Below are 24,231 nucleotides of genomic sequence, written 5' to 3'. Positions count from 1 at the left end.
TCTGGCTCGTTTGTCGCTACTTCTGGGATTTTATTTCTTCGTAACGCTCTATGGAGAGAGGCTTATCCAGCAACTCACCATTACCATCAAAGTGATAATCCCCATTGGCACCAACCCAGTGCGGCATGTATCGAATGGTATATGCAAGATCTAATGGGTTTTCTGATCCGGACAACGTAACGGCTTCAGCAAGGATATGTAGCGCGTCATATCCTTGTGCGGCAGATGTGTCGGGATCTTGTCCATAACGCGACCTGTATTTTGCAACAAAATCTCTATTTTTTTTCGTCAGTCCATTAACATCATAGAGCCCAATAAAGTTGGCTCGCTTAATGGCTGTTCCGGATAAATCGATAATATTTTTTGTTAGATCACTGGCGACAAGAATGGGTGTGGTAATCCCAACAAGCTGCGCTTTATGAAGAAAGTCTGCTGTATCGGCATCTTGTCCAGTAAATAAAATAATATCTGGTTTAGATTCTTTTATCTTATTGACGGTCAATCTGAAATCGGAATGGCTTGTTGGGTAGGGTGCTTGGTAAACCAATTGGCTTCCTAGTGCATCCTGAGCAATGCGATATTGGTACGCGATGTCTTTTCCGTAGGCATCTTCTTCCCAAACCATTGCGTATCTTTGCGGTTTTCGTCCCAGCTGAGAAGAAACGGCAAGAAATTTTGCAATTTGATCGGTCGCTTGAACTGTTCGAATAATATACTTGTTACCATGCATAGTCATTGCACGGTTGTTGATATTCACCATGATATGTAATAGGCGACTTGTCTCAAAAATGGAGGAGGCTCGTATGCCTATGCTATCCTCATCGTAACCGATAACGGCACTCATTTCTGGGGAATTGGCAAATTCAAGCGCAATTTTCCTAGCCGTATTCCAGTCATTTTTGTCATCACGAATTACCAGCCGAATTGGCGGGATATTAGAACCTCTCTGTGCGTTAATTTCGTCTTGTGCAAGTTTAAGACCCTGAACCATTCCGTCACGTCGAACAGAGATTGGCCAACTTACGCCAACCACCAATTCATTTTGTCGCTTTTCAAGATTGGCAAAGCGTCGCTCCCCCATTTTATCAAGAGATAGCCACTGGGGAGATAGAAAATAGACCAGCACACCGAGTGTGACCGCCCCAAAGAGCAGTTTCTTCATGCTGTCAATCCTTCCCGAGAATGATCGGCAGACCTGAGTGTCCCGCTCCGATGACGACGGTTTTTGCGTTCGGAGATTTAGCAAGTTCCTGGGTCGCCTGTACGCCGTACCAGCTCAATACAGATGGGGTGAGGCTTTTATTAAGCGTATCGTTGTAGACTTTTAAACCGTCAGATTCGACACGCTTACGCTCGGCTTCTTTTTCGGCGATAGATAAGCGATAAACATACTCACCCTCCATCTGCTGGTAAGCCATTTTATCTTCAATGGCACGTGTAATTCGGGAAGGTAGCGCAATGCTTTCAATTGGCACATCATCCAAATCAATAAAGCGTGCTTCTAATCTGATTTTGGCAAGCTCGCTGACCCTCTCCTGTATAGCTTTTTGCGCGGTATAAATTTCTTCGGGTTTGTATTGCCCAAACACCGTTCTCACAACCGAGCGCATTTCTGGTCGAACCACAACATCTACATAATTCGGACCAAATCGCTGATGCAGAAGCGCCAGGGTTTCTGCAGGTAAAAAATATCGGACGGAATACTGCACACGGACATTTAAGCCATCTACAGTCAGTGCGTTAATGGTATCGTTAAACTGCTGTCTGCGCACATTATAAACATACATTTTATTAAAGGGTAAAATCACATGAATGCCTTCTCCATATATTGTATCGATGACTGTACCGCCACCTAAACGGCGCCATAACACCCCTAATTGTCCGGAGTGAATCGAAACAAGATAGGAATCATGAAAAAATATCGCAGCAAAAACGATCATGAATCCTGCAACGATCCAATAATGGGCTTGGCTTTTGATATGGACTTTAATTTTTTGATGCTGTTCGGAAAACCATTTTAGAATATTTTTCATTCGCTACCCTCCTGAGGAGGCGCTTTAGGTGTGCGCTGAATTAGTGAAGTGCGTTTAGAAACGCCTGATTTTTTGGAAGCTTCAAAGTCTCGTAAAGTTCCGTAATCCATCTGAAGAACGCGATCTGCAATATGATAATAACGATCGTCGTGAGTTACGACGACAACGGTTTTTCCGTTTTTTTTGAGTTCTGGTAGTAAAGTCTCATAAAAATATCCCCTAAAGTGTGGGTCTTGGTCGGCCGCCACTTCATCAAATATATAGATCGATTTGTCTTCCAAATAAGAAACGACAAGTGCCAGTCTTTTACGTTGCCCTGTTGAAAGGTGTGTGTTGGTGAAATAACCATTAGAGAATGCAGTTTTATGAGATATTTCCATAAGCTTAAGCAACGCATTAACTTTTTCGGGTGCGGATTTATTCAATCCATGTAGTTTATCGAACAGATAAAAGTCTGAAAAAATCGCTGAAAATAGGTTGCGATAGGACTGAATGTTAGCCGGACCAATTTGCTCGCTATCAACACGTATCGCACCTTTTTCTGGCTGATAAAGTGCAGTAAATAATTTCATGAAAGTAGTTTTTCCACTACCGTTACCGCCTATAAGAAAAAGCACTTCTCCATGTCTTACCTCACCATTAATTGGCCCAACCTGGAAGGTGGCATTTCCATCTGGATCGTGGTACGTGAAGTAAACGCCATCAAAATGAATAGATTTAAAAGTGCTCATATCCCTCAGTGGGGCGTTTTCATAATTTGCGGATTTTGCTAATGTGGCGTCCAATGTTTTTTCTAAACGTTGCAGATTATCAATCGTAACATTCACTTGTGAAATCATTGGTATCATTGTGACGACGTTTCCGAGAGGGCCAAAGAAAAATAAAATGGCCGCCACAATTTTTGTTACAGATCCGGAGAATGAATTCGAAAGTACCGGAAGAACGAAAACAATAGATCCAAGTAAAATAATGAAAAACATCTCAATAAAAACGATATTGTTCGAAAATAAAAGCATGACACGGGTACGAACGTCTCGGACACGATTGGCAGTTTGCTCAAAGTCACTAAATACGTCATCGCTTTTCGTATGATTAATGCGAAGTTCCTTAAACCCTTTAAGCAACCCGGTTAGGGCATTAAAAAGCTCATCTTCGTGTTTCAAAGATCCTTGCAAGCCATCTTCGTAGCCCTTGCGATCTTTGAGATACATTCCCGCCCCGCCAGCAATGATGGCAAGACACAACAGCATCGCAACCGGTGAAATCGTTGCGATATACGCCATAGTGAAAATAATCATTACAGCCGATTGTGCCGCAGCAAATAGGGGGCGGGCAGCCTGCGCAATAGCTGCCGTGTCACGGCTTATTCGGGCGTGAATATCCGTTTCGCCAATCGTTTCTAATGCCAGAAGGTCAGATCGACGTATCTTATCCGCAAGCCTTACGCGAACGCTGCATATGGCCGTTTCTGCAATCCGTGTAGATTCATAAAGTACATAGCGCAGAGAATAAACAAACAGTGTGAGGGATAATCCGAACCATAGAAAATGCTGCCAGGATGGCCCACCTTTTTGCATGGATTCGACCGCCGCGTTGATCACGGCCAGATTCATGGCATTGGCAATACCAGACGCCGCTGTCAGTATAATCAGCTTTTTATTAAGGGCTTGGGTTTCCCGCTGTAGGAAATTTAGAATCCCGAAGCGCAGTGGTGCATTCATTATAAAGTCTCGGGTGTAAATGGGTTCGTGCTGGCGGCGGGTAGTGTATTGATATGGTAGTGTAGAGTTGTCTAAAAATCTACCAATAGTAGATTTTTCGGAAATGTTTTACCAGAATTGGCAGATAAATTTGCCTTCCTAGATAACATGGGACGATATCTTCTTGGTGAAAAGCTGCGCTGCGTGGCGAAGTAGGGTCGCCTGTCCGCTTGGGGGTGTCTTTGGCCAGCTAAGCCCGAGCTGTGACAGCAGCATTTGCGTTCGTGTGGATACGGTTTCCAAACGTCTGGCTTGGGCTTGTGGTGAAATCCCACGATAGAGGCCAAAATTCTCCAGTGTTTCTGTCAGGGCCGTATTGATATCTGGATTGTCAATTGCGGCGCTTAGTCTATTAAGAAAATCGTTGAAGCTGCCAACCTGTATGGTCTGCTGAGACCTAATAAATGTTGCGAGGGTTTCCCGGTGAGAATTTTCAATATGATGGATTTCATTTGCCAGTGTGCTGGTTTCTGCAAGCAAGACTAATCCGCGCGCGACTAAGTCTACATGGCAAAGCCATAAATGTGAGTCATTAGGAACCATACCTAAGCGCAGGAATGCTGCTAATTGACGAAAAAATGCATTTTCCTGAATGTTGCGCTGTAGCGGGCCACCTTCAGCCGCAAATACCACATTTCCGACCCGATAGATGGTGGCGTTGGCTAGGTCTTGGCGGGCGGCTACAACCAGACGCTCGGCCTCTTGCTTGCTGCGGATATAATAGTTTTTATCCTGAGTATCAGGAACCTCATCATATTCCGTGAATAGATGAAATCCTGTCTCTGGGGCCTTTCCACACGTCGAAAGCGTCGAGACAAAATGGAAGTCTGCTGGATTGGCGCTACGCCGGGCAGCCAGTTTCAACAGACGGGCCGTAGCGCTGACATTGTCATCCGAAAAGTCCGTGTAATGACCAAAATGCTTTACATTAGCAGCGCAGTGATAAATTGCTTGTGTCTCACGGGAAATCTGTTCATATGTTTGGGGTGCAAGCCCTAAATCGTCGCGACGCAGGTCTCCGGCCCGAACTGTCAATTGTGGTGCATTTTGTATAGCCGTGGCTTGTTTGGTACCAAAATAATAGCGCAGAACATCCCCCAAACGAGATCGGCTTGCACTGTCATCAGCCCCTCGTACCAGCACGGTAACGCTTCGATTTTTCTGTGCCATAAGCTCGCGTAACAGGTAACAACCAAGATATCCGGTTGCCCCCGTTAACAGAACCTGTTCGTAGCTGCGCCGGTTTTGTGGTACAATTTTCTGATAGGCAATATTTTTTGCTTTGTATGCATCCCATTGGGGGGCCAGTGCAGTGGTACGTTCGGCTTCGTAGTCGGACAGGGTGTTGTGATAGTCCTGCCAATGATGCGTTGCGGACTGAATAAGTGTTCGTAGTTGCGCGGGGCGGTGCTGACAGATTTCTGTAAAATCTGCCAAACACGGATGCTCATATAAATCGACGATCTCACAGCGGAATGTACGGCGCAGCTGATTGACGACTGCAATGGCACGTAAGCTATCGCCCCCAATATCAAAAAAATTATCCTCACGGTTTATAATTGGGCGTTCAAGGTGCTCGGACCATATTTGGGCAATACGTTGTTCTTTCTCGTTGAGTGGTGGTGTTTTCTGATACTTTTCAGTTGAGTTGAAAATTGCATTTGGACCGCAAATCAGACCGAGAAGTGCGGATCGATCAACTTTTCCCACAGAAGTTAGCGGAATGGCAGATACCCTGATAATTGATGATGGCAGCATGTAGGAGGGTAATTTTTTTGCCAGAAAATCATGCCATGTGTTCTGGCTAGGTTCGACAGCCCCAGAGGATAGGCAGACAAAAGCCCAAAGACTTTGACGGCCATTGGGATTGCTTCCCACCAGCGCGACACACTGGCTCACGTCTGGATGAGTGTTGATGATATGCTCGATCTCTCCTAGCTCGATCCGCTGTCCACGTAGTTTAATCTGATTGTCGGTACGGCCAAGGATTTGTAAATCGCTGCTTTGGGTCCAGCGTCCTAAATCACCGGTGCGATAAAGTCGACCGTTCGAGGCTTGTACAAAATTTGCAGCTGTCTGTTCTGGCTGATTAAGATAGCCCAAGGCTACCCCCTTACCGCCGAGCCAGATCTCCCCCATTGTTCCCGGTGGAACGGGTTCTCCATTTTTTTTGTAAATATGCACTTCAGTGTTAGCCAGTGGCTTCCCTGCCGTTAGTTTTGGCATGCTTGGAACAAGGACGCCAACTGTTGCAGCTGCAGTATTCTCGGTTGGGCCATAGCCATTGATATAGCGAAGACGCGTGGCATAGTGCTTGGCATCCGCGGTTATTGGCGGTTCACCAACCGTCATCAGCATCCGCAGGCTAGAGAAGTCTGTTTTCTCGAATAACCGCAGATAGGATGGGGGCATGGTCGCAACCGTAACTTCTAATCGCGATAATTTAAGTCGCATACCTTCAATGTCATCCATCTCGCTGCGAACGACTGGAACTATCGCAGCTCCTGCGGACCATGCCATAGCAAGATCCGAAATCCAGGCGTCAAAGGCAGGCGATGCCATTAGCAGTACGCGGTCATTAGCCTTGATACCAAGAGCACTGGAAAGCGCAACGCCAAGATTATTTAGGCCTTGATGAGAGAGTACTACCCCTTTTGGGATTCCAGTCGAACCAGAAGTATAAATGATATAAGCTGGGGCGAAATCTTCTGGCTTACTATCTGTCGTGTCGCAGATGTTATCATTGAAGGTTTCTTGCAATAAGGTTTCTGGACGAAGAACCACATATCCCGCATTGACGAGTTCTGGCGGAAGGCTTTGGCCGTCAGAAACCACAATTTGGTGGAGCGCTGCATCCTGTGCAATGAAGGCCAAGCGGTCGGCAGGAAGGTCCGTGGCTAATGGCACATAACATGCACCAGCCTTCCATATTGCGAGGACAATTTCTGGCAGATGGATTGAGCGGCGTGTAAAAACGCCAATAGGCTCATCTTTTTTTATGCCATTTTTTCTCAGTGCATGCGCTAAAGCCGTCACTCGGACGTTAAGCGCAGCATAACTTGTGCTGCCCTGCTCGCTAATAATGGCTGGGCTGTCTGGGGTACGTTTGCACCAGGTATCAAACTGCGCGGGGAAGCTTGCAGGCAGTGCTAATGCAGGCCCATATTCCCATTGTGATAGCAAAGATTTTTCAACAGGAAGTAAGGCAGGCAGCGGCGTTTCAATTGCGCGGCTTGGTCGGGTAATGAAATCGGCCCATCCAGCCAGTGCGTTGATCCAAGCTTCGGCGGTTTCTTTTTCGTATAGGGCTGCATTGACATACCATTGCAGCATCAGGCTGCCATCAGAGCGGCCTTCATGAACCAGCACCATATCCTGCGCTGGGGCGTTGGGACGGAGGCTGTAACTTTCCACCGATAAAGTCGGCGGTGCTACAAACGCGATACCGTCACGGGGGGGCACTTCGCCTGGATTTTCAGCCACAGCAAAATCGAACAGGGGATAACGTGCGGGAGACGGGGCCCATGTGTGATCGCGTCGAAAATCCTGATATATAAGCGCAAATGGATAGTGAACATGCTGTAATCCATCAGCCAATGCGGCCTGCATCATACGCAGATTTTGTTCGACAGACGCGGCTCGGTCTATTCGGCATGAAACAGGCAACATATTGACAAAATAACCGATAAGTTCTGATTCCTGGGTGGTTTCCCGAGTTGAAGCTGCTGTCCCGAGCAGAAATTCCGATCGCTCGCAACGCCGAGAAATTTCTAATGCCATTAGCGTTAGAAACAGTGCGTGCAGACTTGCCCCATTTTTACTTGCGAAAGTCCGCAGGCGTGTTGCAACGTTTGCATCCAGTGGAATGCGGAAGGTATGCGCTCCTTTAGCTGTATGCGCAGTGCGCCCATCGGGGCGAGCAAAATCCAATGGCCATTCGTCGAATGACGCAGTCGTATCTTTTGATTCACGCCCATGTTTTGCAAGTGTCTGTCGCCAGTACTGGAAATCGGTTTGGCCGTCAGGACTTAATAAGTAAGTGGATTCACGCCCCGCCCCCTGATCAAGAGACAACGACAGTGGTGGTAACGTTTGTCCTTGTAATAGCTTAGTAAGATCGTTTGTCAGAATACCCAACGATACCCCATCTGCGACCGAATGGTGCAGCGATATCCAAAATAGGGTCTGTTGGGTTTGGCGGATGCGTACAATACCTGCACGCCATAAGGGCGGAGTACTCATCACAAAAGCTTTGCCCTGGCGGCTCTGACTATAACTAAGGGCCGCATCGAGATCTGGCTGTTCGGTTATTTCAAGCTCAGCATTTCCATCTGTTTCCGTGAAACGACGGAGTGTACCGGCTTCATCAATACGAAATCCTGTACGTAGTGCATCATGACGGTCAATCATGGCAGCCCATGCCGCATGCCATTGCGATTCCGAAATATTTTCGGCATTCTGCACAATCATGCTCAGTGGTATGATAAAGCCACGGGTATCAAGACCTGCTTGTTCCGCAACCCAAAATTCACGCTGCCCTTGCGTCGCAAGATCCGTGGGTGTTTCGCAAAGGCCGGATGGGGGTGTCTGGTTAATTCGCCTGGCAAATCCCTGCAGTGTTGGCTCTGCAAAAAGATCTCTTGCCGGAACCGGATACCCGAGAAGCGTTTCCATCCGGTGTATCATGGCGATGGCTAAAAGGCTGTGCCCGCCAAGAGAAAAGAAGTTATCATCGCGGCGGATATTTTGAACTTTTAGCAGGTCTTGCCAAATACCCGCAATTTTACTTTCTAAACCTTCTTCAGGCGAAGAATCTGCATTGCTTCGATGCTGGCGGTCGAGTAGGCGTTTTAGGGCGCTTTTATCCACTTTTCCAGAATCTGATAGTGGTATGGCCGTAACGGTTATCACCATGGATGGAATCATATAGCCCGGCAGACGATCTGCAAGATAGTCTCGCCAGCTGTTTTCTGATGGGGCGTGTCTGCCTGGGCGTGGGCTGACAAAAGCCCACAGACTATGTTCGTGTCCCTCCCGGTGATCTAATATCACAACGGCCTGTGCAATGTCAGGATGCGTCACAAGTGCGGATTCAATTTCACCAAGTTCTACACGAATGCCATTGAGCTTTACCTGATCATCAACTCGGCCCATAATTTCGAGGTTGCCGTTTGTGTGCCAGCGTCCCATATCACCGGTACGATAACGGCGACCCCATGCTGTTTGGATAAAGGTTGATGCTGTCAGATCGGGACGTCCGACATACCCTTGCGCAAGGCCTGTGCCACCAAGCCATAACTCTCCTACTACACCTGGGGGAACTGGATTTCCGTTAGTATCGCAAACATGAATGCTTGTGTTGGGAAGTGGGCACCCACCGGATACGAATGCTTGTGGTTCAGCAGATAAAATGGCCATCGTACTGCTGATGGTATTCTCTGTTGGTCCGTAGGCGTTGTAATAGCGTTGGCGGGCAGCATATCTCTGCACATCTATTGGATAAGGCGCTTCGCCTCCTGTGACAAGAATGCGTACTGATGGTAATGCCGCACCGTCAAATAATCTGAGATAGGAAGGCGTGATATCCGCAACAGTAATCTTCAGATCGTTTAGAAATGTTCGGAACTGATTAGGTGCGCTTAAAATATCATAAGAAACAGGGCAAACAGTTGCTCCGAAAGCTAGTGGCAATCCTATGTCCGACAGAGATACGTCGAAGGATGGAGAAGAAAATATCAAGCTGCGATCATCAGTTGTCAGGCCATACGCCTCACCGGTACCTAGGATCATGTTAACGTAGGACCGGTGACTGATCCGCACTCCTTTAGGGCGACCGGTCGTCCCGGATGTGTAGATAATATAGGCTATATCGTCCGGAGATCCACAAAGTTGTGGGCGGTGGGTATGAGTGTTTTTAAATCCATCCTCAAGCACTTCTGGTCGCAAGACGCTTGAAACGGTTTCGGCAAGTTTGGCTGGTACCTTAAGACCATCAAGTGCGATCAGATGCCTGATGCCGGTGTCTCTTGCCATAAAGGATAGTCGTTCCGCTGGCAAATCGGCAGATAAGGGCAGATAGGTTGCGGCGGCTTTCCAAATGGCAAGAACTGTGGATGTAAGTGCGGTGGATCGCCCGGTCAGTACGCCAACCGTGTCACCGGGTCTTACATTGCGTTTGATCATGGCGTGAGCCAGAGTGTTCGCGTCACATTCTACTTCGGCATATGTCCGCTGAAAGGTTTGCGTTAATATGGCTATGTGTGTGTCGGAATTCTGTTGTTTTAAATCGATCTGTTGTTCGAAAATTTCATGAAAGCGAAGGGGGGGGCGCTGAATCTTTGCCCCATATTCCCATTTGTCGAGTTTGACGGCTTCATTTGGCAAAATGCTGGGCAGTGGATTTTCTACCTGTCGCTCCATGGTTAACCATGCGGCCCAGTCACGCAGTGACGTAAACCAGCTCTCTGCTGTTTCACGGCTATAGATGGCCGCATTGACATGCCATTGCAGTATTAATCGACCATCAGCTAATTGCTCATGGCTTAAAACCATGTCTTCGCCGGGAGATACATGCCAATATTCATAAGGAGCGTTGGAAAGCCGCGTCAGCTCTATGGATGTCGGCGCAGCGTTTTGTGGAGGGTTTTCCGTTACCGCAATGTCAAAGATGGGATAGCGGGCAGGGTGGCGGGAAGTTGAGCGCTGCATACGCAGGTTTTGATAAATTCGTGCGAAGGGATAGCGTGCATGTGTCAGCGCATCCGAAAGCTTTCTACCCGTCTGATTGAGAAGGGCTCCAAACGAGAGATTTTGCGGCATATGAACCACTATGGGTAACATATTGACGTAATATCCGACGTTTCTGCCATCTGCAGCGGTTTCACGGACCGATGTCGTTGTCCCTACAATGACATCGTTGCGTCCGGTCCGTCGCCGTGCTTCCCAAGCCAGAAGCGCCAGTATAACCGCATGTAGACTTGTGTTGTGGTTCTGAGCCAGGGTTTTAAGATGCTGAGTTGTACGGTTATCAAGGCATGCCTCAAAACGGTGCGTTCCTGGTGCTGCCGTGCTTGATCGGGCCGTGTCGAGTTGCCCTTCCTCAAAGGCGCTGTCAGACACTTGGGCCAGCACAAAATTCCAATATTGTGCATCATCACTGGCTTCAGGCCCCGTTAAATACGCATTTTCGCGTGCTGCCGTGTGGGCAAAGCACCCTGTAATTTCTGGTAGATTTTCGCCGCGCAGCAGTGCACTCAATTCCGCCGAAAGAATGCCGACAGATTGCCCATCGCCCACTGAATGGTGCAGGGCAAGCCAGAACATTTGTTCACCAGTGCTTTCGATTGCAACAATCCCTACACGCCATAAGGGGGGAGATGCCATAGAGAAGGGGACCTGCTGGCATTGTCGGATAAATACCAACGCTGAAGATGTATCGGGGCGGGTGGCATAATCAAAAGCCACGTTATCATCTGTCGGCGGAGAAATTATACGATGGAGTGTGCCGTCTGCGGCCATAACAAATGCGGTACGTAAGGATTCGTGGCGTGCCACAAGCTTTGCCCATGCGGTGCGCCAGGAATGTACTGGCTGGGTACTCCCCACAGCGATTTGGATCAACGGAATCGTAAATGTTCGCGTATCAAGGCCTGCTGCTTCGGCAACCCAGAACTCCTTCTGGCCTTCGGTTGCGTGGTCACTTTCGGGTAACCGCTCTGTCAATGCGTGAGTGGATGTGGTGTTTTTTGCAACACGCTGGACGAAGTCAGACAAGATCGGTGCGGCAAATAAATCTCTGGCCGAAATGGGGTGTTCAAAATCTTGAGAGAGACGGTGCGCCAGTGTCACCGCAAGCAAACTGTTTCCCCCTAACGCAAAAAAATTATCTTCACGCTTAACGGTGACATTAAGTAGATCATGCCATACTGCTGCAATGCGGATTTCTAATGGGGTTTTGGGCGGTGTTTTACTTTGATCTGTTTTTTTCTTTAATAGTGTAAGCTGATTTAGCAGGGCTTTTCTGTCGAGTTTCCCGGATGGTGTCAGAGGAAATAATGCCACCTCGGTAATGGATGCCGGAATCATATGCGGTGGCAGGTGTGCCCTAAGATGTGTCCGCCAGTCGTCCTCGCTAGGCATGGCGGCATTTGTATTGAGCCGAATAAATCCATGCAGTGTCTTGGTCTCACTTGCCCCCACGGCCATCACCACTATGGCTTCTGCAATATTGGGGTGGGACTGCAGCGTCTTTTCGATCTCACCGAGTTCAATGCGCTGGCCATGTAATTTTACCTGATGGTCCATGCGACCTTGCAGCTCCAGCCGACCATCTGTGGTCCAACGACCCAAATCCCCCGTGCGATAAAAACGCCCCTCAGATGTTTCAATAAAATGTTTTGCAGTCAGCACGGGATTATTGAGATATCCTTGTGCAAGGCCGACGCCACCAAGCCACACCTCTCCAACAGCTCCGGGGGGGGCTGTCATACCAGTATCACTGCGAATAGAGATACGGGCGTTGGGGATGGGGTGCCCCGTAGATAATGGTCGGTCGGTTTGGGGTGTGGCCGAAAGCTTCTCCATACTGGCAATAATGGTGGTCTCGGTTGGACCATAGGCATTCCAGATGTCGAGATAGGATGCGTGGTCGCGGGCATCCTGATGGTTGGGGGCTTCACCACCGGTTATTAGTATTCGCAATCCTTCAAAGGGCGTCTCTTTGGAAATCCGTAAATAAGATGGTGTATGAAAGGCGACGGTAACGCCGCATGCGTGATATTTTTTCTTTAGCGCCCATGGATCATCACGTAAGGCACGTGACACCGGTACCAATGCCAGTCCATTCACCAGTGCTATACTTAACTCCCAAATCGAGGCATCAAACCCCGGGGTCGTAACAAGGGCAACGCGATCATTATGTGTCAGCCCCGTGGCTTCGGCCGAGGTGCAGGCGACATTGATGACACCTTCATGTGGCAGGGCGACACCCTTTGGTTGCCCGGTTGTTCCCGAGGTGTAGATGATATAGGCGCTATCTTGTGGGGATCCGGCACGCTTTGGGCGCTCTGCCATCCTTCGTGGTTCAGATTCCGGCCGTAGCACACGCGTTACGGTATCCGTTATCTCGGATGGTACGATAAGACCGTCAAGGGCTATGACAATCTTGGCTCCAGCATCTTTGGCGATGAAGGCGAGGCGTTCCTGTGGTTGTTCGACCGAAAGTGGAAGATAAACGGCACCAACCTTCCACACGGCCAGAATCGCCGCGGGCAGGCTGGGCGAACATTCTGTGAGAATGGCTACCGGCTGATGCTGTGAAACGCCATGTCGGATGAGAATTTGGGCAATACGGTTTGCTTCAGCATCAAGTGCCGAAAAACTTAATTCGCTAGTCTCCGTGGCGATAGCGATGGCATCAGGATGCTGATCGGAAAAAGCTTCAAATACCTCGTGAATACGCATATTCGGGCGGGGTATTGACGGTCCATATTCCCATTGGGAAAGTTTCTTGACTTCTTCCGGTAGCAGAGGTGGCTGTGGGACGTTTATCCGTGCAGGGACTTCGGCCAGCCAACGTGCCCACGCCGCAAATCCACTTAACCACGCTTGTGCGGTTTCCTGACGGTAGATGTCCGGGTTCCACACCAGGGCTAATTCAACGTCGCCACTATCGGGTAGTGGTTCATGGCTGAAGGCAAGATCAAGTCCGGCTGCAAGGGCGCTGACTTCACCTGGAAGTGGGCGGGGGGTAAGCGAGAAATCCGTTGTTGGGTTGCCGCAGCTTCGGGATGAATTTGCTGTGAGTGAAATATCAAAAAGCGATGTTCGTGCCGGAGACCGGGCGTTGGGGTGACGTTGACGAAATTCCCGATAAATCATGCCGGTAGGATAAGATGCATGCTCTAAAGCTTCGGTCAGCTGTGCTTGGGTGTTGCGAATATGTGCAGCAAGCGGCAGCGTTTCGTCACCATGCAGTACCAGTGGTGGCACGTTAACAAAATATCCAACGGCTGCTTCGGCCCATGCCGGGCGAACGGAGACACCGCTACCGAGAACGAGGGTGGATCGTCCACTACGCCGGCGGGCTTCCGCAGCCAGAAGTGTCAGAAGAAGGGCATGCAGCCCGACTTGTTGCGATTGTGCCAGCTGGGTGAGTGTGGCAACCGTTGATACATCGAGCCGTTCGGTAAGGCGGGGCGCAGTTTTTCCACTCGGCTGGACCGGTCGGCTGCTGTCTGTAGGCAACTCGCCGAAGACGGGCTCTGTTGTCTCTTGTGCGAGTGCATCCAGTTTGTTGCGCCAAAAGAGGCTGTCTTGCGTCGCAATGGGGGATGCCAGATATTCCTGCTCTGCTTGGGCCGCAATTGCTGTCCCATCGAGGCACTCTGACAGCGGGCGGTCCAGCAGAATTGCATGCATTTCTTCTTGCAGTATACGCGCGGAAAGGCCATCGGCTACCGCATGGTGTAAGGTAAACCAAAACAGTGTTTCACTATTCTCGTTCAGTTCCACCAGACCTGCGCGGGCCAGCGGTGGCTGCGTCAGGGAAAATGGTGTCTCCACCCGCGCAGCGATGCAGCGCCGGGCATCGTCTGCGCTCTGGACGTGGTCAATTGAAAAGCCCGCATCGGGTGGAATATCCGTAGCCAATATTGTCCGCCACCTGATTGAGGCGTCAGGTGCAGTAAAAAATGCGGTACGCAGAGCTGGGTGGCGCGTGACTAATTGTGCCCAAGCTTTTTTCCAGCGATCTGCGGTTGGATTTTTTCCTTTGATGGACAATATACGGGTGATCTGAGCCCCGGTGGTAGCAAGGCCAAGTGTTGCTGAAATCCAGAAATCTTCCTGCCCTTTTGTCGCGGCACCTTCCGTATGCGCAGAGGCTGAATCATGCGTAGGAATCGATGTTTGGGCTATTGTCTTGGCTAATGCGGCAATGGTAGGGGCCGTTAAAATGGTTCGGGCTGCAACATTATGGCCTAATGTCAGGAGGCGTTGACTGATGGCGATGGCCAACAGACTTGTTCCTCCTAGCGAAAAATAATTATCATTACGCTGTATCGGGCGAATATTCAGCACATCCTCCCAGGCCGCAGCTATGTGTTGTTCCGTTTCTCCTGTCGGGGGATCTTGGCATGGATCCGTTGTGACCGTTTGTGCAGATGTGGCAAGTGCCAAAAGGGCTTGGCGATCCACCTTGCCCGAGGTGTTAGTCGGAAAGTCGGCGAGTGTCAGAACCCGTGCGGGCAGCATATAGGACGGTAAAGTTTTCCCAAGAAACGCATGCCATATTTCTATTTGTGCCGGTATCGAAGCCGCACCCTTAACAAATGCAATAATCTTCCCATCATGCTGAATTGCGACAGCGTGATGGACTTCGGGATGCCGCATCAGTGTCAGCTCGATTTCGCCAAGTGAGACTGATTGCCCAGAAACCTTGACCACATCACTGGCACGGCCAAGGGCAACCAGATTTCCCTCTGGCGTCCAGCGGCCTAAATCGCGTGAGCGATAGGCTCGGCCATAGCGGGTTTGAACGAAACTTGATGCGGTCAGATCCGGCTGACCAATATAGCCCCGGGCGATACCTTGTCCGACAACGTAGATCTCCCCAATCTCACCCTGTGGGACGTCTTGCCCATCTGCATCAAGCAGGTGGACGGAGGTGTTGGCAAATGGGCGACCGCTTGGAATCTGGCCATGTCCATGCGGATCAACCCGCATCATACAGATTGTCCCACAAACTTCCGTTGCCCCATGTATGTTCCAATACTCTACTGTGCGGGCATAGCTGCGGGCATCTTCGGCGTTTGGCCGTTCACCCGCGGTAATCAGGCATCGCAGGCCTGTTGGGACGGCGCCACCAAACAAACGCAGATAGGATGGGGTGAAGTGCGCTATGCTAACCCGGTGACGAGACATCATTTCAAGAAGTTTTGTCGGCTCGTCAAGCAGATCACGCGATGCGGGGACAAATGCTGCCCCTGCCAATAAGGGGGTGCAGACTTCGCGCAGGCCCAATATGAAACCTGGCGCCGTGGCAAGTAAAACGCGATCCTTTGAGGTAATCTTTTGAGCCTCTATATGCCCATAGGCCATATTTATGATTGCGTCGTGCTGTAGCTGGACCCCTTTAGGCTGCCCGGTCGATCCGGATGTAAATAGGATGGCGGCAACATCTGTCGGATTGCCCACGGTTCTGGGCCGTGCTGCGTTACCCGCTATGTGGCCTGCGCGGAGATCATCAGGACGAAGGATGGTAACGGCGTGTTTTGCCGTCTGGTTCAGGCGATTCAAAAGCTCGGTCGGGGGGGGCAGTCCATCCAATGCAATGAGATGCTGCATACCTGATTGCTGGGCAATGTTGACGAGCCGGTCTGTTGGAAGGTTTGCCGCCATTGGCACATAGACGCCCCCAGCTTTAAGAATCGCCAAAAGCGCGATTGGAAGCATTGCAGATCGTTCGGTCAGGACCCCAACGGGGTGCCCGTGTTCCAAGCCTTGGGTGTTGAGGGTGCCGGCAAGGGCATTCGCCCGGAGTTCTATATCCCGATAAGTCATGATGACCGTATCGGAGATAATGGCCGGTTCGTTGGGCTGTTGGTCCGCTATGGCCTCGAAGCAATCCTGAAATCGTAGTGGTGGCCAACACTTACAAGGACCAGCGTCGTTTGTATGTATTGTGTCTGGTGAGCGGTGATATGACTTAATCTCTGACATTGCTATGGCTGGGTCCGTTTCCCCGAAAGTAAATGTTAATTTGGACCTACAGGGTAAGATGTTCTCAAAAAATAACAGAAAAAAGAAATTTATACTAATAATTGTAACGGAAGGTGTGTTTTCAATTTTATAAATATATAAGGGTATGATATCTATAGAGTATTATGTAAATTTATATGAATACTAATGTACAATATCAATAATCTCGGTATAGTTTAATTTTGTATTTTGTGGTATTAGGTGTCATCCGTATAGGTGATTTGATGTGTGTTTTTGCCCTTTGAAATATGAGAGGCCGACGTTATGTCCGAAAAAGCCAATGAAAGTCCTGCAGATACCGCAGACAGTACCCCTGTTGATCCGGTTGTTCGGGCTCAGCGTGTGGATTCACTTTCGAAGAACCACATTTTGTCGTCGATGGGGGTTGGCTTGGTTCCCATCCCCGTGGTCGACATTGTCGGGGCGCTGGCGGTTCAGCTCAATCTGATTAAAAAGCTTTCCATCGAATATGGTGTCCCGTTTGAGCAAGATAGAAGTAAGGCAATTTTAACGTCATTGCTTGGTGGGCTTTTCCCTGTCGCTGCTGGTGGGGTGGTCATCAGCCTGCTGAAGTTTGTCCCCATAATCGGGCAGACTGCTGGTGCGGTTACCATGCCTGTTATGTTAGGGGCTGCGACCTATGCGGTTGGTAAAGTGTTTGTCCAGCATTACGAGGCTGGCGGCACTATTCTGGATTTTGATGCAGGTAAGATGAAAAAAACTTTCACCGAACAGTTCTGTGCGGGGAAGGATGTTGCATCGAACTTGCGTGGTGAGGCTCAGCAGCAAAAGGCTGCCAGTTAAGCCTGTCTCATTCTGTACGTTCCTGATCCGGATGGTTTTCGCCTTCCGTTGTGGTGTGTTCTGTGACTGAAAGCTGATAGGCTGAGCGTTAGATGGTCGTTCTGTCCGTTGGGGTGGAGATTTTGTCGTGGAACTTTTTCTGTTTGCTATCGTAATAAGTCTTATTATTGGCTGGTTTGGCCGAAATAAAAAGTTTGGCTTTTGGGGGTATTTTTTTTGTTCATTGGCTCTTACCCCCTTCGTAGGCCTGATCGTACTTTTTGCTTCTGACACCAGAAATAAGAATGACCGATGTGGAGATAATGCGTCGGTGTCTCCTGACATCGTGTCATAATCTGTGCCTGAGGTTTACAGCATTGATCTGACAGAGGTCGAGTGCGCACCTGTTGTATGGCTCTCGGTGTTAGATGATTCAGAGATTTTGCGTGCTAATAGTTTTTTTCAGCCGCGGGATCGTCTGGCCTTCGTTGCCGCTCATGCTTTAAAACGGATTGTACTGGCGGAAACGTTCTCTAACCAGTGCGCAAAAACATTGCAATTTAATACAAACGGTTTTGGCAAGCCATTTTTATCACATAAGGCTGCACCGCAGTTCAATCTATCTCACACGACAAACCTGATTGCGCTGGCGATATCATTACACGCCACCGTCGGTATTGATGTTGAAGCTTTAGGTGGGGCATATGTGTCGCGTAGCTCGATGCAGTTTATGCTGACACTTGAAGAACGGGCGGAACTTGACGCCGCTCCTGACTGGAAACGCGCATTTCTTACTTTGTGGACAGCAAAAGAAGCCGTCGTCAAGGCTGAAGGTGTGGGGCTTTCCCAACCCGTTTCTGAAATTCGTATAGAGCAAATGAGTGCGACGGGTCTAACACAGCGCTGGGCACTATGGCAGTCGATGCCAACGTCCGATCATATTTTGACGTTGGCTTGGAATAAGTCGAGTGAGGTCGTCAATAGTCATAGTTTAAGTGCGGCTGATTTAACCAATTGGATATCTCGCGCCAGCTGCACGTAAAAATAAAAAAATGTTTTGACCTGTCTTCCGGAGACTGGACCATCTAAAACTAGAAAATTCTAATTTAAGTTCTTGGCCGGACGGAGAATTTTCCATATCGGTGGTGTGTCGTGAGGTTAGAAACGGGGAGGCGATATACTATAACTGGCGCAAACGGTAAAGTGGACTGATGCCGTCCGAGATGAAGCGGTTGCGGCAGCTTGAAGAAGAGAATGGTAAGCTGAAGAAGCTGGTGGCCGATCTTCGTCTGGCAAGGCGATGCTGTAGGACGTCATCCGCTGAAAAATATGAAGCCTGCCCTGAAGCGGCAGATGGTAGATCATGTATTTGTGGCGTGGCAAGTGAGCATTTGTCGAGCCTGCCACGCGCTTTGAGTTGTGAGATCGATTTATCATTACCACGCACGATGACCCGAGCCTGCGGATCTGAAGCAACGGGGCAAGAAGATTACCGAAACGTGAGTGCGTTATGGATATCGGTGAATACACATTTTGCTGCGACGAGAATGATGTAAGGTCAATGCATACGCATCTGGCGGTTATATTGCGAATCGGGCCTGCAAATGCGGCCCAAACCATCAAAACATTAGTTCGGGAGAAATAGCATGAGGATCGTTGGGCGCCACACATCCGAATGAGGCCTAGGCGAAGTGCCTGAATGCAAACTGGTTTTTGAGCCTCGACGAAGCGCGTCGAAAATGCGAGGCTTTGCGTAGAGACTACAATGAGGTGCGTCCACACAATATATCGGCAATAGTGAGTAGCGACAGCGTACGAACGCCGAGAGAGCTTGTCCGGGCGTCGGCATCATCGGCCCCAGCCACTCGCCCAAAGAAGTCAGAATTTTCTAACTCTCGTGGTCTAGTGTTGGGGGCATGCTCATAAGCTAGGGGCGAACTTAGCGGCAAGGCTTGGGCTGCGCAGGTCTGTGGGGAATATTATGCAAACAGCAAATCTGTGGGTCCGGCTGCCGTGACAGTTGGGCGACATGTTGTGTCCAGCGGTTTGGAATTGCGTCGAGCTACGAAGGCGGAAGATGGGGGAAAAGCGATGAATGGGACTTGCAAAACAGTATTATTTTTACTGCTTCCGTTGCTGCCGTGCGGGGGCACGTTGGCGTGTTTTGCCGCGTCGTCGGATCTTGAGCAGAGCTATGCCCGCCATTTAAAACAAGATGGGGAAAAATCCCTCAAACGGGATAGTGCCATGTTGAACGATGAAATTGCCAGTTATGATTTTCCGTCCACTGTCGTGTCGATCGCCTGGAGCCCGGACGGCCGCCGTCTGGCCGTTTCCTATGATGAAGATAAGCAGGTGGCTTTGATCGACCGCGCCACCGGCCGTACGATGTGGGCGATCGAGAAACTGGCAAGCGATTATCCCCCGCCTTGCTGCAGGTTGCTGTTTTCGTCTGATGGGACACATTTGTATACCGCTTCCGCAGTGACGCGCGGCTCAGTGAAACGGGACGTATCCGTCTCGATACTTGACACGCGCGACGGTTCCATCTCTGGCGCATTCACATACCATGAACCGCTGTCTGGCGGTTATGCTATGGCTTTGGACATGGCACTTAGCCACGACGGCAAGACGCTTTATGCGATTCCCGGCGAGACGAATGAGGTGATTGCATTCGACACGCGCACCGGGGCCGTTACGAATAAATTTATTGCCCAAGAGGGCGTTCCGGAAACGGGGTGGGGCTTTACCAGTGGGCGTCTTGTTCTGGACGAAGATCGTGGTCGGCTTTGGTTTGCGCATCAAGGGACGCTGGTGGGGTGGTCTCTTGATGGAAAGTCGATGGTTCAGGTGCAGGCGTTTCAGCTCGGGGTTACCGCAATTGCCCTTAATAAAAAGACCGGCGATATCGTCGTCGGGGGGACCTCAGAGGTGGAACAGAGTCTGTTTCCACGCGGCCCGAGAGTGAAAAATGCAGAACTTCGGACTTATTCGGATCCGGCTCCGGAACTTGTACGCGCCTTCGACGGTGAAACAGTCAGGCTGAAACGAAAATACATTGGTCCGAGCGGTACCGTGGGAGGCGTATCTATCAGTGGTGACGGAAGGCTCGTGGTCGCCACAAAAGGGGCTTTTGGGCTTGGAAGATTGTTAGTTTGGGATACTGAGACCGGACAGCTTCTAGCCGAAAAAAACTACGACTCTGTAGGTTTGAAAGACATCGCTTTCAGTCCGGACGGTAAGTTGCTTGCATATGTCATGGGCAAAAGCGTGAAGGTGTTGAAGATCGCACGGTAACTGAGGTGATAAGGTTGTATCTTTTTTGACTGTTGGGGGCGACATGTCTGAACCGGATATTCACAATATTCTCGAGCAACTGAAATGTGCCCTGTTGGCCGACAAGGTCTACCATCTCGGGACCCCGACAGAAGACGGGCCCCCGACAGGGCAACCTGCATTTGTTGGTGGTCCTACGGACGATTTCCTCGGGATGCATTTTTTAGGGTATAAATATGTCTCCCCGGATGAGGGGGCATGAGCCCATGTATCCCGAAGGCATGGCCCAAGTTCGAGATTACCTATCGCTACGGCACTAGCCGTTATGACATCGTCGTCGAGAATCCGTACGGTGTCTGCACTGGTATCGCGACACTAGAGCTTAATGGTCAGCCTCTATCGGTTAGTCAGGCCCGTGTTCTGCTGGAGCATGATGGCTGGGTCGGAAAGTTAACCGATGACGCTTTGGTGTGCTGTTACATCGCATCGGTCTGATTTTGCTCGTTTTCTCTGCGTTTTGGCTCAACCGGTTAGTATGGCAACCCAGAGATGTCTCAGCCTGTTATCGTTGTATGAAGTGCATTGATGCGGCGGCTTTGCAGTTAGGGTGTCACCTTGGTAAAGTAAGGTTACAGTTTGTGATTTTGTTCTAACATATTGTATTTGTTTTGTTATTTTAATATTTTGATTTGACACTTATCCGGTCAGGTGTTGGGGGGAGAAACTTTATTGCTGTTCATTTCTTAGAACAGGATTTGGGACAGCCGTCTATCCATACGTGGTTTGGGTGTGGCACTGCGACTGTGCTTGCGTTCTATTTTGTGTCATTTTTAACCATCTTATCTGAGACAGCCCCTTGATCTTTACGGGAAAGGCCGCAACATTCGCCTTGCCATGAGTCATTCTGATGAAAAGTCTTATCCCAACGGCCAAAGTTGGGTAATCGTTCGTCTTCTGGGCCACCTTCTAGGCAAAGTCATAATCGAACAATATGGAACCGATCCCGCGTGTCTTGAACAGGGCACGGCGGATCTGAACCTTGTTGAGGCTATCCGCCGACAAGCCATTGAAGAGCATAGAAATGCAGGGTTCGGTTCCGAGTTGTCCCAAACGCTTTCGGAGCTGGACGGTAAGCAGCTGTTGCTTCTCATTCGCGCGTTTTCGATTTTTGCGCGCCTGACGAATGTCGCAGAAACCCACGCCGCACGCAGCGCAACCGGTGAGGGGGATCTACAAAAACTGAAGGATATGGGGGATCTGCCAACCGAAAAGGTGGCGCGGTATCTTGAGAATACCGTCATGGCCCCGGTTCTTACAGCCCATCCGACCGAGGTCCGGCGTCAGAGTATTCTGGATCGCGAGACCTATATGTCCCGCCTGCTGATCGATCGTGATCGCTGCGAGGAAGGCGATTGGAAGAAGAAAGAGATCGACCGCAAGATCGAGCGCGAAATCCGCATTCTGTGGAAAACCAGAATGATGCGCCAAAGTCGCATCCGGGTGACGGACGAGATCGAGAATGCGGTACAGATTTTCGCGCGGACGTTCCTGCGTGAAGCTCCCGGGGTGGTTTGCCAGGCCGGCCGTTTGTTCGGTCTTTCGGATAAAAGCCCGGCTTTTCTGAAACCTGGAACCTGGGTCGGCAGCGACCGTGACGGTAATCCGTTTGTTTCCGCCGATACGCTTGAATATGCCATGCGGCGTCAGGCCGAGACGGTTATCGACTATTATCTCGAAGAGCTGAACGATCTGCGCCACGAGCTATCGCTTTCAGACACCTATGTTGGTGTCACGGACGAGCTCAAGGCATTGATGGCCAGTGCCGAACATACCTATTTGCATCAGCATGACGAGCCCTATCGCCGTGCGTTATCGACCTGTTACGCGCGGCTGTCGGCCACGCGTAAGGTGCTGGTCGGGGATGCGGGGCAGCATCCGCCCAAATGGGAGGATGAACCCTATCTGACGCCAGAAGATTTCGCGGCAGATTTGGAGATTATTGCGGATTCTCTGCGCAAAAACGGGGATGCTGATCTGGCTGAAGGGGCTTTGGGCTATTTACGCACGGCCGTGCGGGTTTTCGGCTTCCATTTAGCGACAATGGATTTGCGCCAGAATTCGGCTGTGCACGCCCGTGCCGTTGGCGAGCTGTTGGCCTCGGTAGGCGTCGAGCCAAACTATGCCACACTTTCGGAACAGGATCGCGTTGCGCTGCTTTTAAGGGAGCTGTCTTCGCCGCGCCTGCTGCGTCTGCCTGATGGGGCCTATAGCGCCGAAACACAGCGTGAACTGGATATCGCAGATCGTGCTGCGGCGCTTAAAAAGCGCTTCGGTGAATGGGCTGTTGGCCGCTACGAGATTTCCAACGCCGAAAATGTTTCGGACTTGCTTGAGGTTGCGGTGCTGATGCGCGAAGCCGGGTTGCTGCGCGTGGGCTCCCCATGCCGCGCTAGCCTGCGCATCGTTCCCCTGTTCGAAACGATTAAGGATTTGCGGGACTGTTCTGCGACTATGTCGGCCTATTTCGATCTGCCGTTGGCGCGGCAGATGCTGGCCGTTCAGGGCAACGTACAGGAAGTAATGATCGGCTATTCCGACAGCAACAAGGATGGTGGCTATTTCACCTCCAGCTGGGAGATCCAGTCCGGTATCGAGTCACTGGTCGCCTTGGGCAAAGTTAAGGGCGTCACCATGCGCTTCTTCCATGGCCGCGGTGGGGCGGTTGGTCGTGGAGGCGGGCCTAATAAAGAGGCTATCCGTGCGCTCCCCCGCGGCGCAAACCGCGCAGGTATCCGCATTACCGAGCAGGGAGAAGTTGTTGCGGCCAAATATGGCGATCCCAAAATTGGTCGCAAGAGTCTGGAGACGATTGTTGCCGCCGCCATTATTTCGGAACTCAAGGATACGCAGGACGCGGCTGAAGATGCCGGGCGTGAGGTCTTTTCGCGCCTCAGCCAGAAGGCGTTCGAGACCTATACGTCGCTGGTTTACGGGGTGGAAGGGTTCGACCGTTATTTCCGTGAAGCCACACCACTTCATGAAATTGCCGAGCTGAATATCGGTAGCCGTCCGGCGGCACGCTCTGCCGCTGCAGGAATTCGGGATTTGCGGGCTATTCCATGGGTCTTTTCTTGGTCTCAGTCCCGGGTGATGCTGCCCGGCTGGTACGGCTTCGGTACGGCAGCGCAGGATGTCGGCGTGGATGGTCTGAAGGCGCTGTATCAAAGCTCGCGCTTTTTCCGTGCCACCTTGTCAAATATGGAGCAAGCTCTGGCCAAGACCAGCCTGCCGATCGCGCGGCTTTATTGCGGTTTGGTTCAGGATGGTGCACTGGCAAAGACCGTCTTTGGGCGGATTGAAAGTGAATGGCATTTGACGATCGAGGTGCTGCTGGCCATTACCGGGCAAAGCTTTTTGCTCGAGCATGATCCGGATCTTTTGGCCACATTGCGCCTGCGCTGGCCCTATATCGATGCGATGAACTATTTGCAGGTCGATCTTCTGCGCCGCCGCCGTGCCGGTGACGAAAGCGAAGAGACCCGCCATGCTATCCACATGTCGATCAATGGTGTGTCTGCGGGCTTGCGCAATAGCGGCTAAGGCTGGCGTTTGCACGGTGT

Annotated in this window: 11 protein-coding genes and 1 pseudogene; 8 read left to right on the top strand and 4 right to left on the bottom strand. The window is 50.4% G+C overall.

The window, feature by feature from the left end:
- Positions 1 to 16: 16 nt before the first annotated feature.
- The 4 genes from ACZ5RI_RS10505 to ACZ5RI_RS10490 form a co-directional block, all read right to left on the bottom strand.
- Positions 17 to 1,162 (bottom strand): ABC transporter substrate-binding protein, encoded by a 1,146-nt coding sequence (locus tag ACZ5RI_RS10505; protein ID WP_464512644.1) that lies wholly within the window; start codon positions 1,160 to 1,162, stop codon positions 17 to 19.
- Positions 1,163 to 1,166: 4 nt separating this feature from the next.
- Positions 1,167 to 2,033 (bottom strand): prohibitin family protein, encoded by an 867-nt coding sequence (locus ACZ5RI_RS10500; protein WP_464512640.1) that lies wholly within the window; start codon positions 2,031 to 2,033, stop codon positions 1,167 to 1,169.
- Entirely contained in the window at positions 2,030 to 3,754 is a 1,725-nt protein-coding gene (locus ACZ5RI_RS10495) for a cyclic peptide export ABC transporter (protein WP_464512636.1), read from the bottom strand. Before ACZ5RI_RS10495 ends, ACZ5RI_RS10500 begins: the two co-directional genes overlap by 4 nt.
- A 138-nt stretch (positions 3,755 to 3,892) precedes the next feature.
- Positions 3,893 to 16,354 carry an amino acid adenylation domain-containing protein gene (locus ACZ5RI_RS10490; protein WP_464512632.1) on the bottom strand — a complete coding sequence of 4,154 codons (12,462 nt, stop codon included), beginning with the start codon at positions 16,352 to 16,354 and terminating at the stop codon, positions 3,893 to 3,895.
- A 462-nt stretch (positions 16,355 to 16,816) separates the two neighbouring features.
- Here ACZ5RI_RS10490 and ACZ5RI_RS10485 point away from each other — a divergent pair, with 462 nt between their 5' ends.
- The 8 genes and pseudogenes from ACZ5RI_RS10485 to ppc all read left to right on the top strand — a co-directional run bounded on the left by ACZ5RI_RS10485 (position 16,817) and on the right by ppc (position 24,211).
- Positions 16,817 to 17,356, top strand: a complete 540-nt coding sequence (locus tag ACZ5RI_RS10485) for a YcjF family protein (RefSeq protein WP_464512627.1) — start codon at positions 16,817 to 16,819, stop codon at positions 17,354 to 17,356.
- A gap of 400 nt (positions 17,357 to 17,756) precedes the next feature.
- Positions 17,757 to 18,377, top strand: coding sequence for a 4'-phosphopantetheinyl transferase family protein (locus tag ACZ5RI_RS10480; protein ID WP_464512622.1), 621 nt, complete (start codon positions 17,757 to 17,759; stop codon positions 18,375 to 18,377).
- 169 nt (positions 18,378 to 18,546) lie between these two features.
- The gene (locus ACZ5RI_RS10475) at positions 18,547 to 18,891 is read left to right on the top strand and encodes a hypothetical protein (protein WP_464512618.1); all 345 of its coding nucleotides are present in this window, start codon (positions 18,547 to 18,549) and stop codon (positions 18,889 to 18,891) included.
- Positions 18,892 to 19,021: 130 nt separating this feature from the next.
- A pseudogene (locus tag ACZ5RI_RS10470) lies at positions 19,022 to 19,117 on the top strand (integrase core domain-containing protein); the annotation flags it as partial.
- A 252-nt stretch (positions 19,118 to 19,369) separates the two neighbouring features.
- Entirely contained in the window at positions 19,370 to 20,632 is a 1,263-nt protein-coding gene (locus tag ACZ5RI_RS10465; protein ID WP_464512613.1) for a WD40 repeat domain-containing protein, read from the top strand.
- A gap of 43 nt (positions 20,633 to 20,675) precedes the next feature.
- The gene (locus ACZ5RI_RS10460; protein ID WP_464512609.1) at positions 20,676 to 20,873 is read left to right on the top strand and encodes a hypothetical protein; all 198 of its coding nucleotides are present in this window, start codon (positions 20,676 to 20,678) and stop codon (positions 20,871 to 20,873) included.
- Positions 20,870 to 21,106: a hypothetical protein gene (locus ACZ5RI_RS10455; RefSeq protein WP_464512605.1), complete on the top strand. Its 237-nt coding sequence runs from the start codon at positions 20,870 to 20,872 to the stop codon at positions 21,104 to 21,106. The genes ACZ5RI_RS10460 and ACZ5RI_RS10455 overlap by 4 nt, the downstream gene beginning before the upstream one ends.
- Positions 21,107 to 21,505: 399 nt before the next feature.
- A complete protein-coding gene (gene ppc / locus ACZ5RI_RS10450) occupies positions 21,506 to 24,211 on the top strand; it encodes a phosphoenolpyruvate carboxylase (RefSeq protein ID WP_464512600.1) in 2,706 nt (901 codons plus the stop codon).
- Positions 24,212 to 24,231 lie beyond the last annotated feature (20 nt).

The organism is Micropepsis pineolensis (genome assembly GCF_055392125.1).
Note: the sequence above shows the minus strand (reverse complement) of the source record. Positions and strands in the feature narration are given on the sequence as shown.

What these genes read in the sequence shown, in the direction of transcription:
- ACZ5RI_RS10505 (WP_464512644.1), bottom strand. Translation starts at nt 1,162, where the DNA reads ATGAAGAAACTGCTCTTTGGGGCGGTCACACTCGGTGTGCTGGTCTAT.
- ACZ5RI_RS10500 (WP_464512640.1), bottom strand. Translation starts at nt 2,033, where the DNA reads ATGAAAAATATTCTAAAATGGTTTTCCGAACAGCATCAAAAAATTAAA.
- ACZ5RI_RS10495 (WP_464512636.1), bottom strand. Translation starts at nt 3,754, where the DNA reads ATGAATGCACCACTGCGCTTCGGGATTCTAAATTTCCTACAGCGGGAA.
- ACZ5RI_RS10490 (WP_464512632.1), bottom strand. Translation starts at nt 16,354, where the DNA reads ATGACTTATCGGGATATAGAACTCCGGGCGAATGCCCTTGCCGGCACC.
- ACZ5RI_RS10485 (WP_464512627.1), top strand. Translation starts at nt 16,817, where the DNA reads ATGTCCGAAAAAGCCAATGAAAGTCCTGCAGATACCGCAGACAGTACC.
- ACZ5RI_RS10475 (WP_464512618.1), top strand. Translation starts at nt 18,547, where the DNA reads ATGCCGTCCGAGATGAAGCGGTTGCGGCAGCTTGAAGAAGAGAATGGT.
- ACZ5RI_RS10460 (WP_464512609.1), top strand. Translation starts at nt 20,676, where the DNA reads ATGTCTGAACCGGATATTCACAATATTCTCGAGCAACTGAAATGTGCC.
- ACZ5RI_RS10455 (WP_464512605.1), top strand. Translation starts at nt 20,870, where the DNA reads ATGAGCCCATGTATCCCGAAGGCATGGCCCAAGTTCGAGATTACCTAT.
- ppc (WP_464512600.1), top strand. Translation starts at nt 21,506, where the DNA reads ATGAGTCATTCTGATGAAAAGTCTTATCCCAACGGCCAAAGTTGGGTA.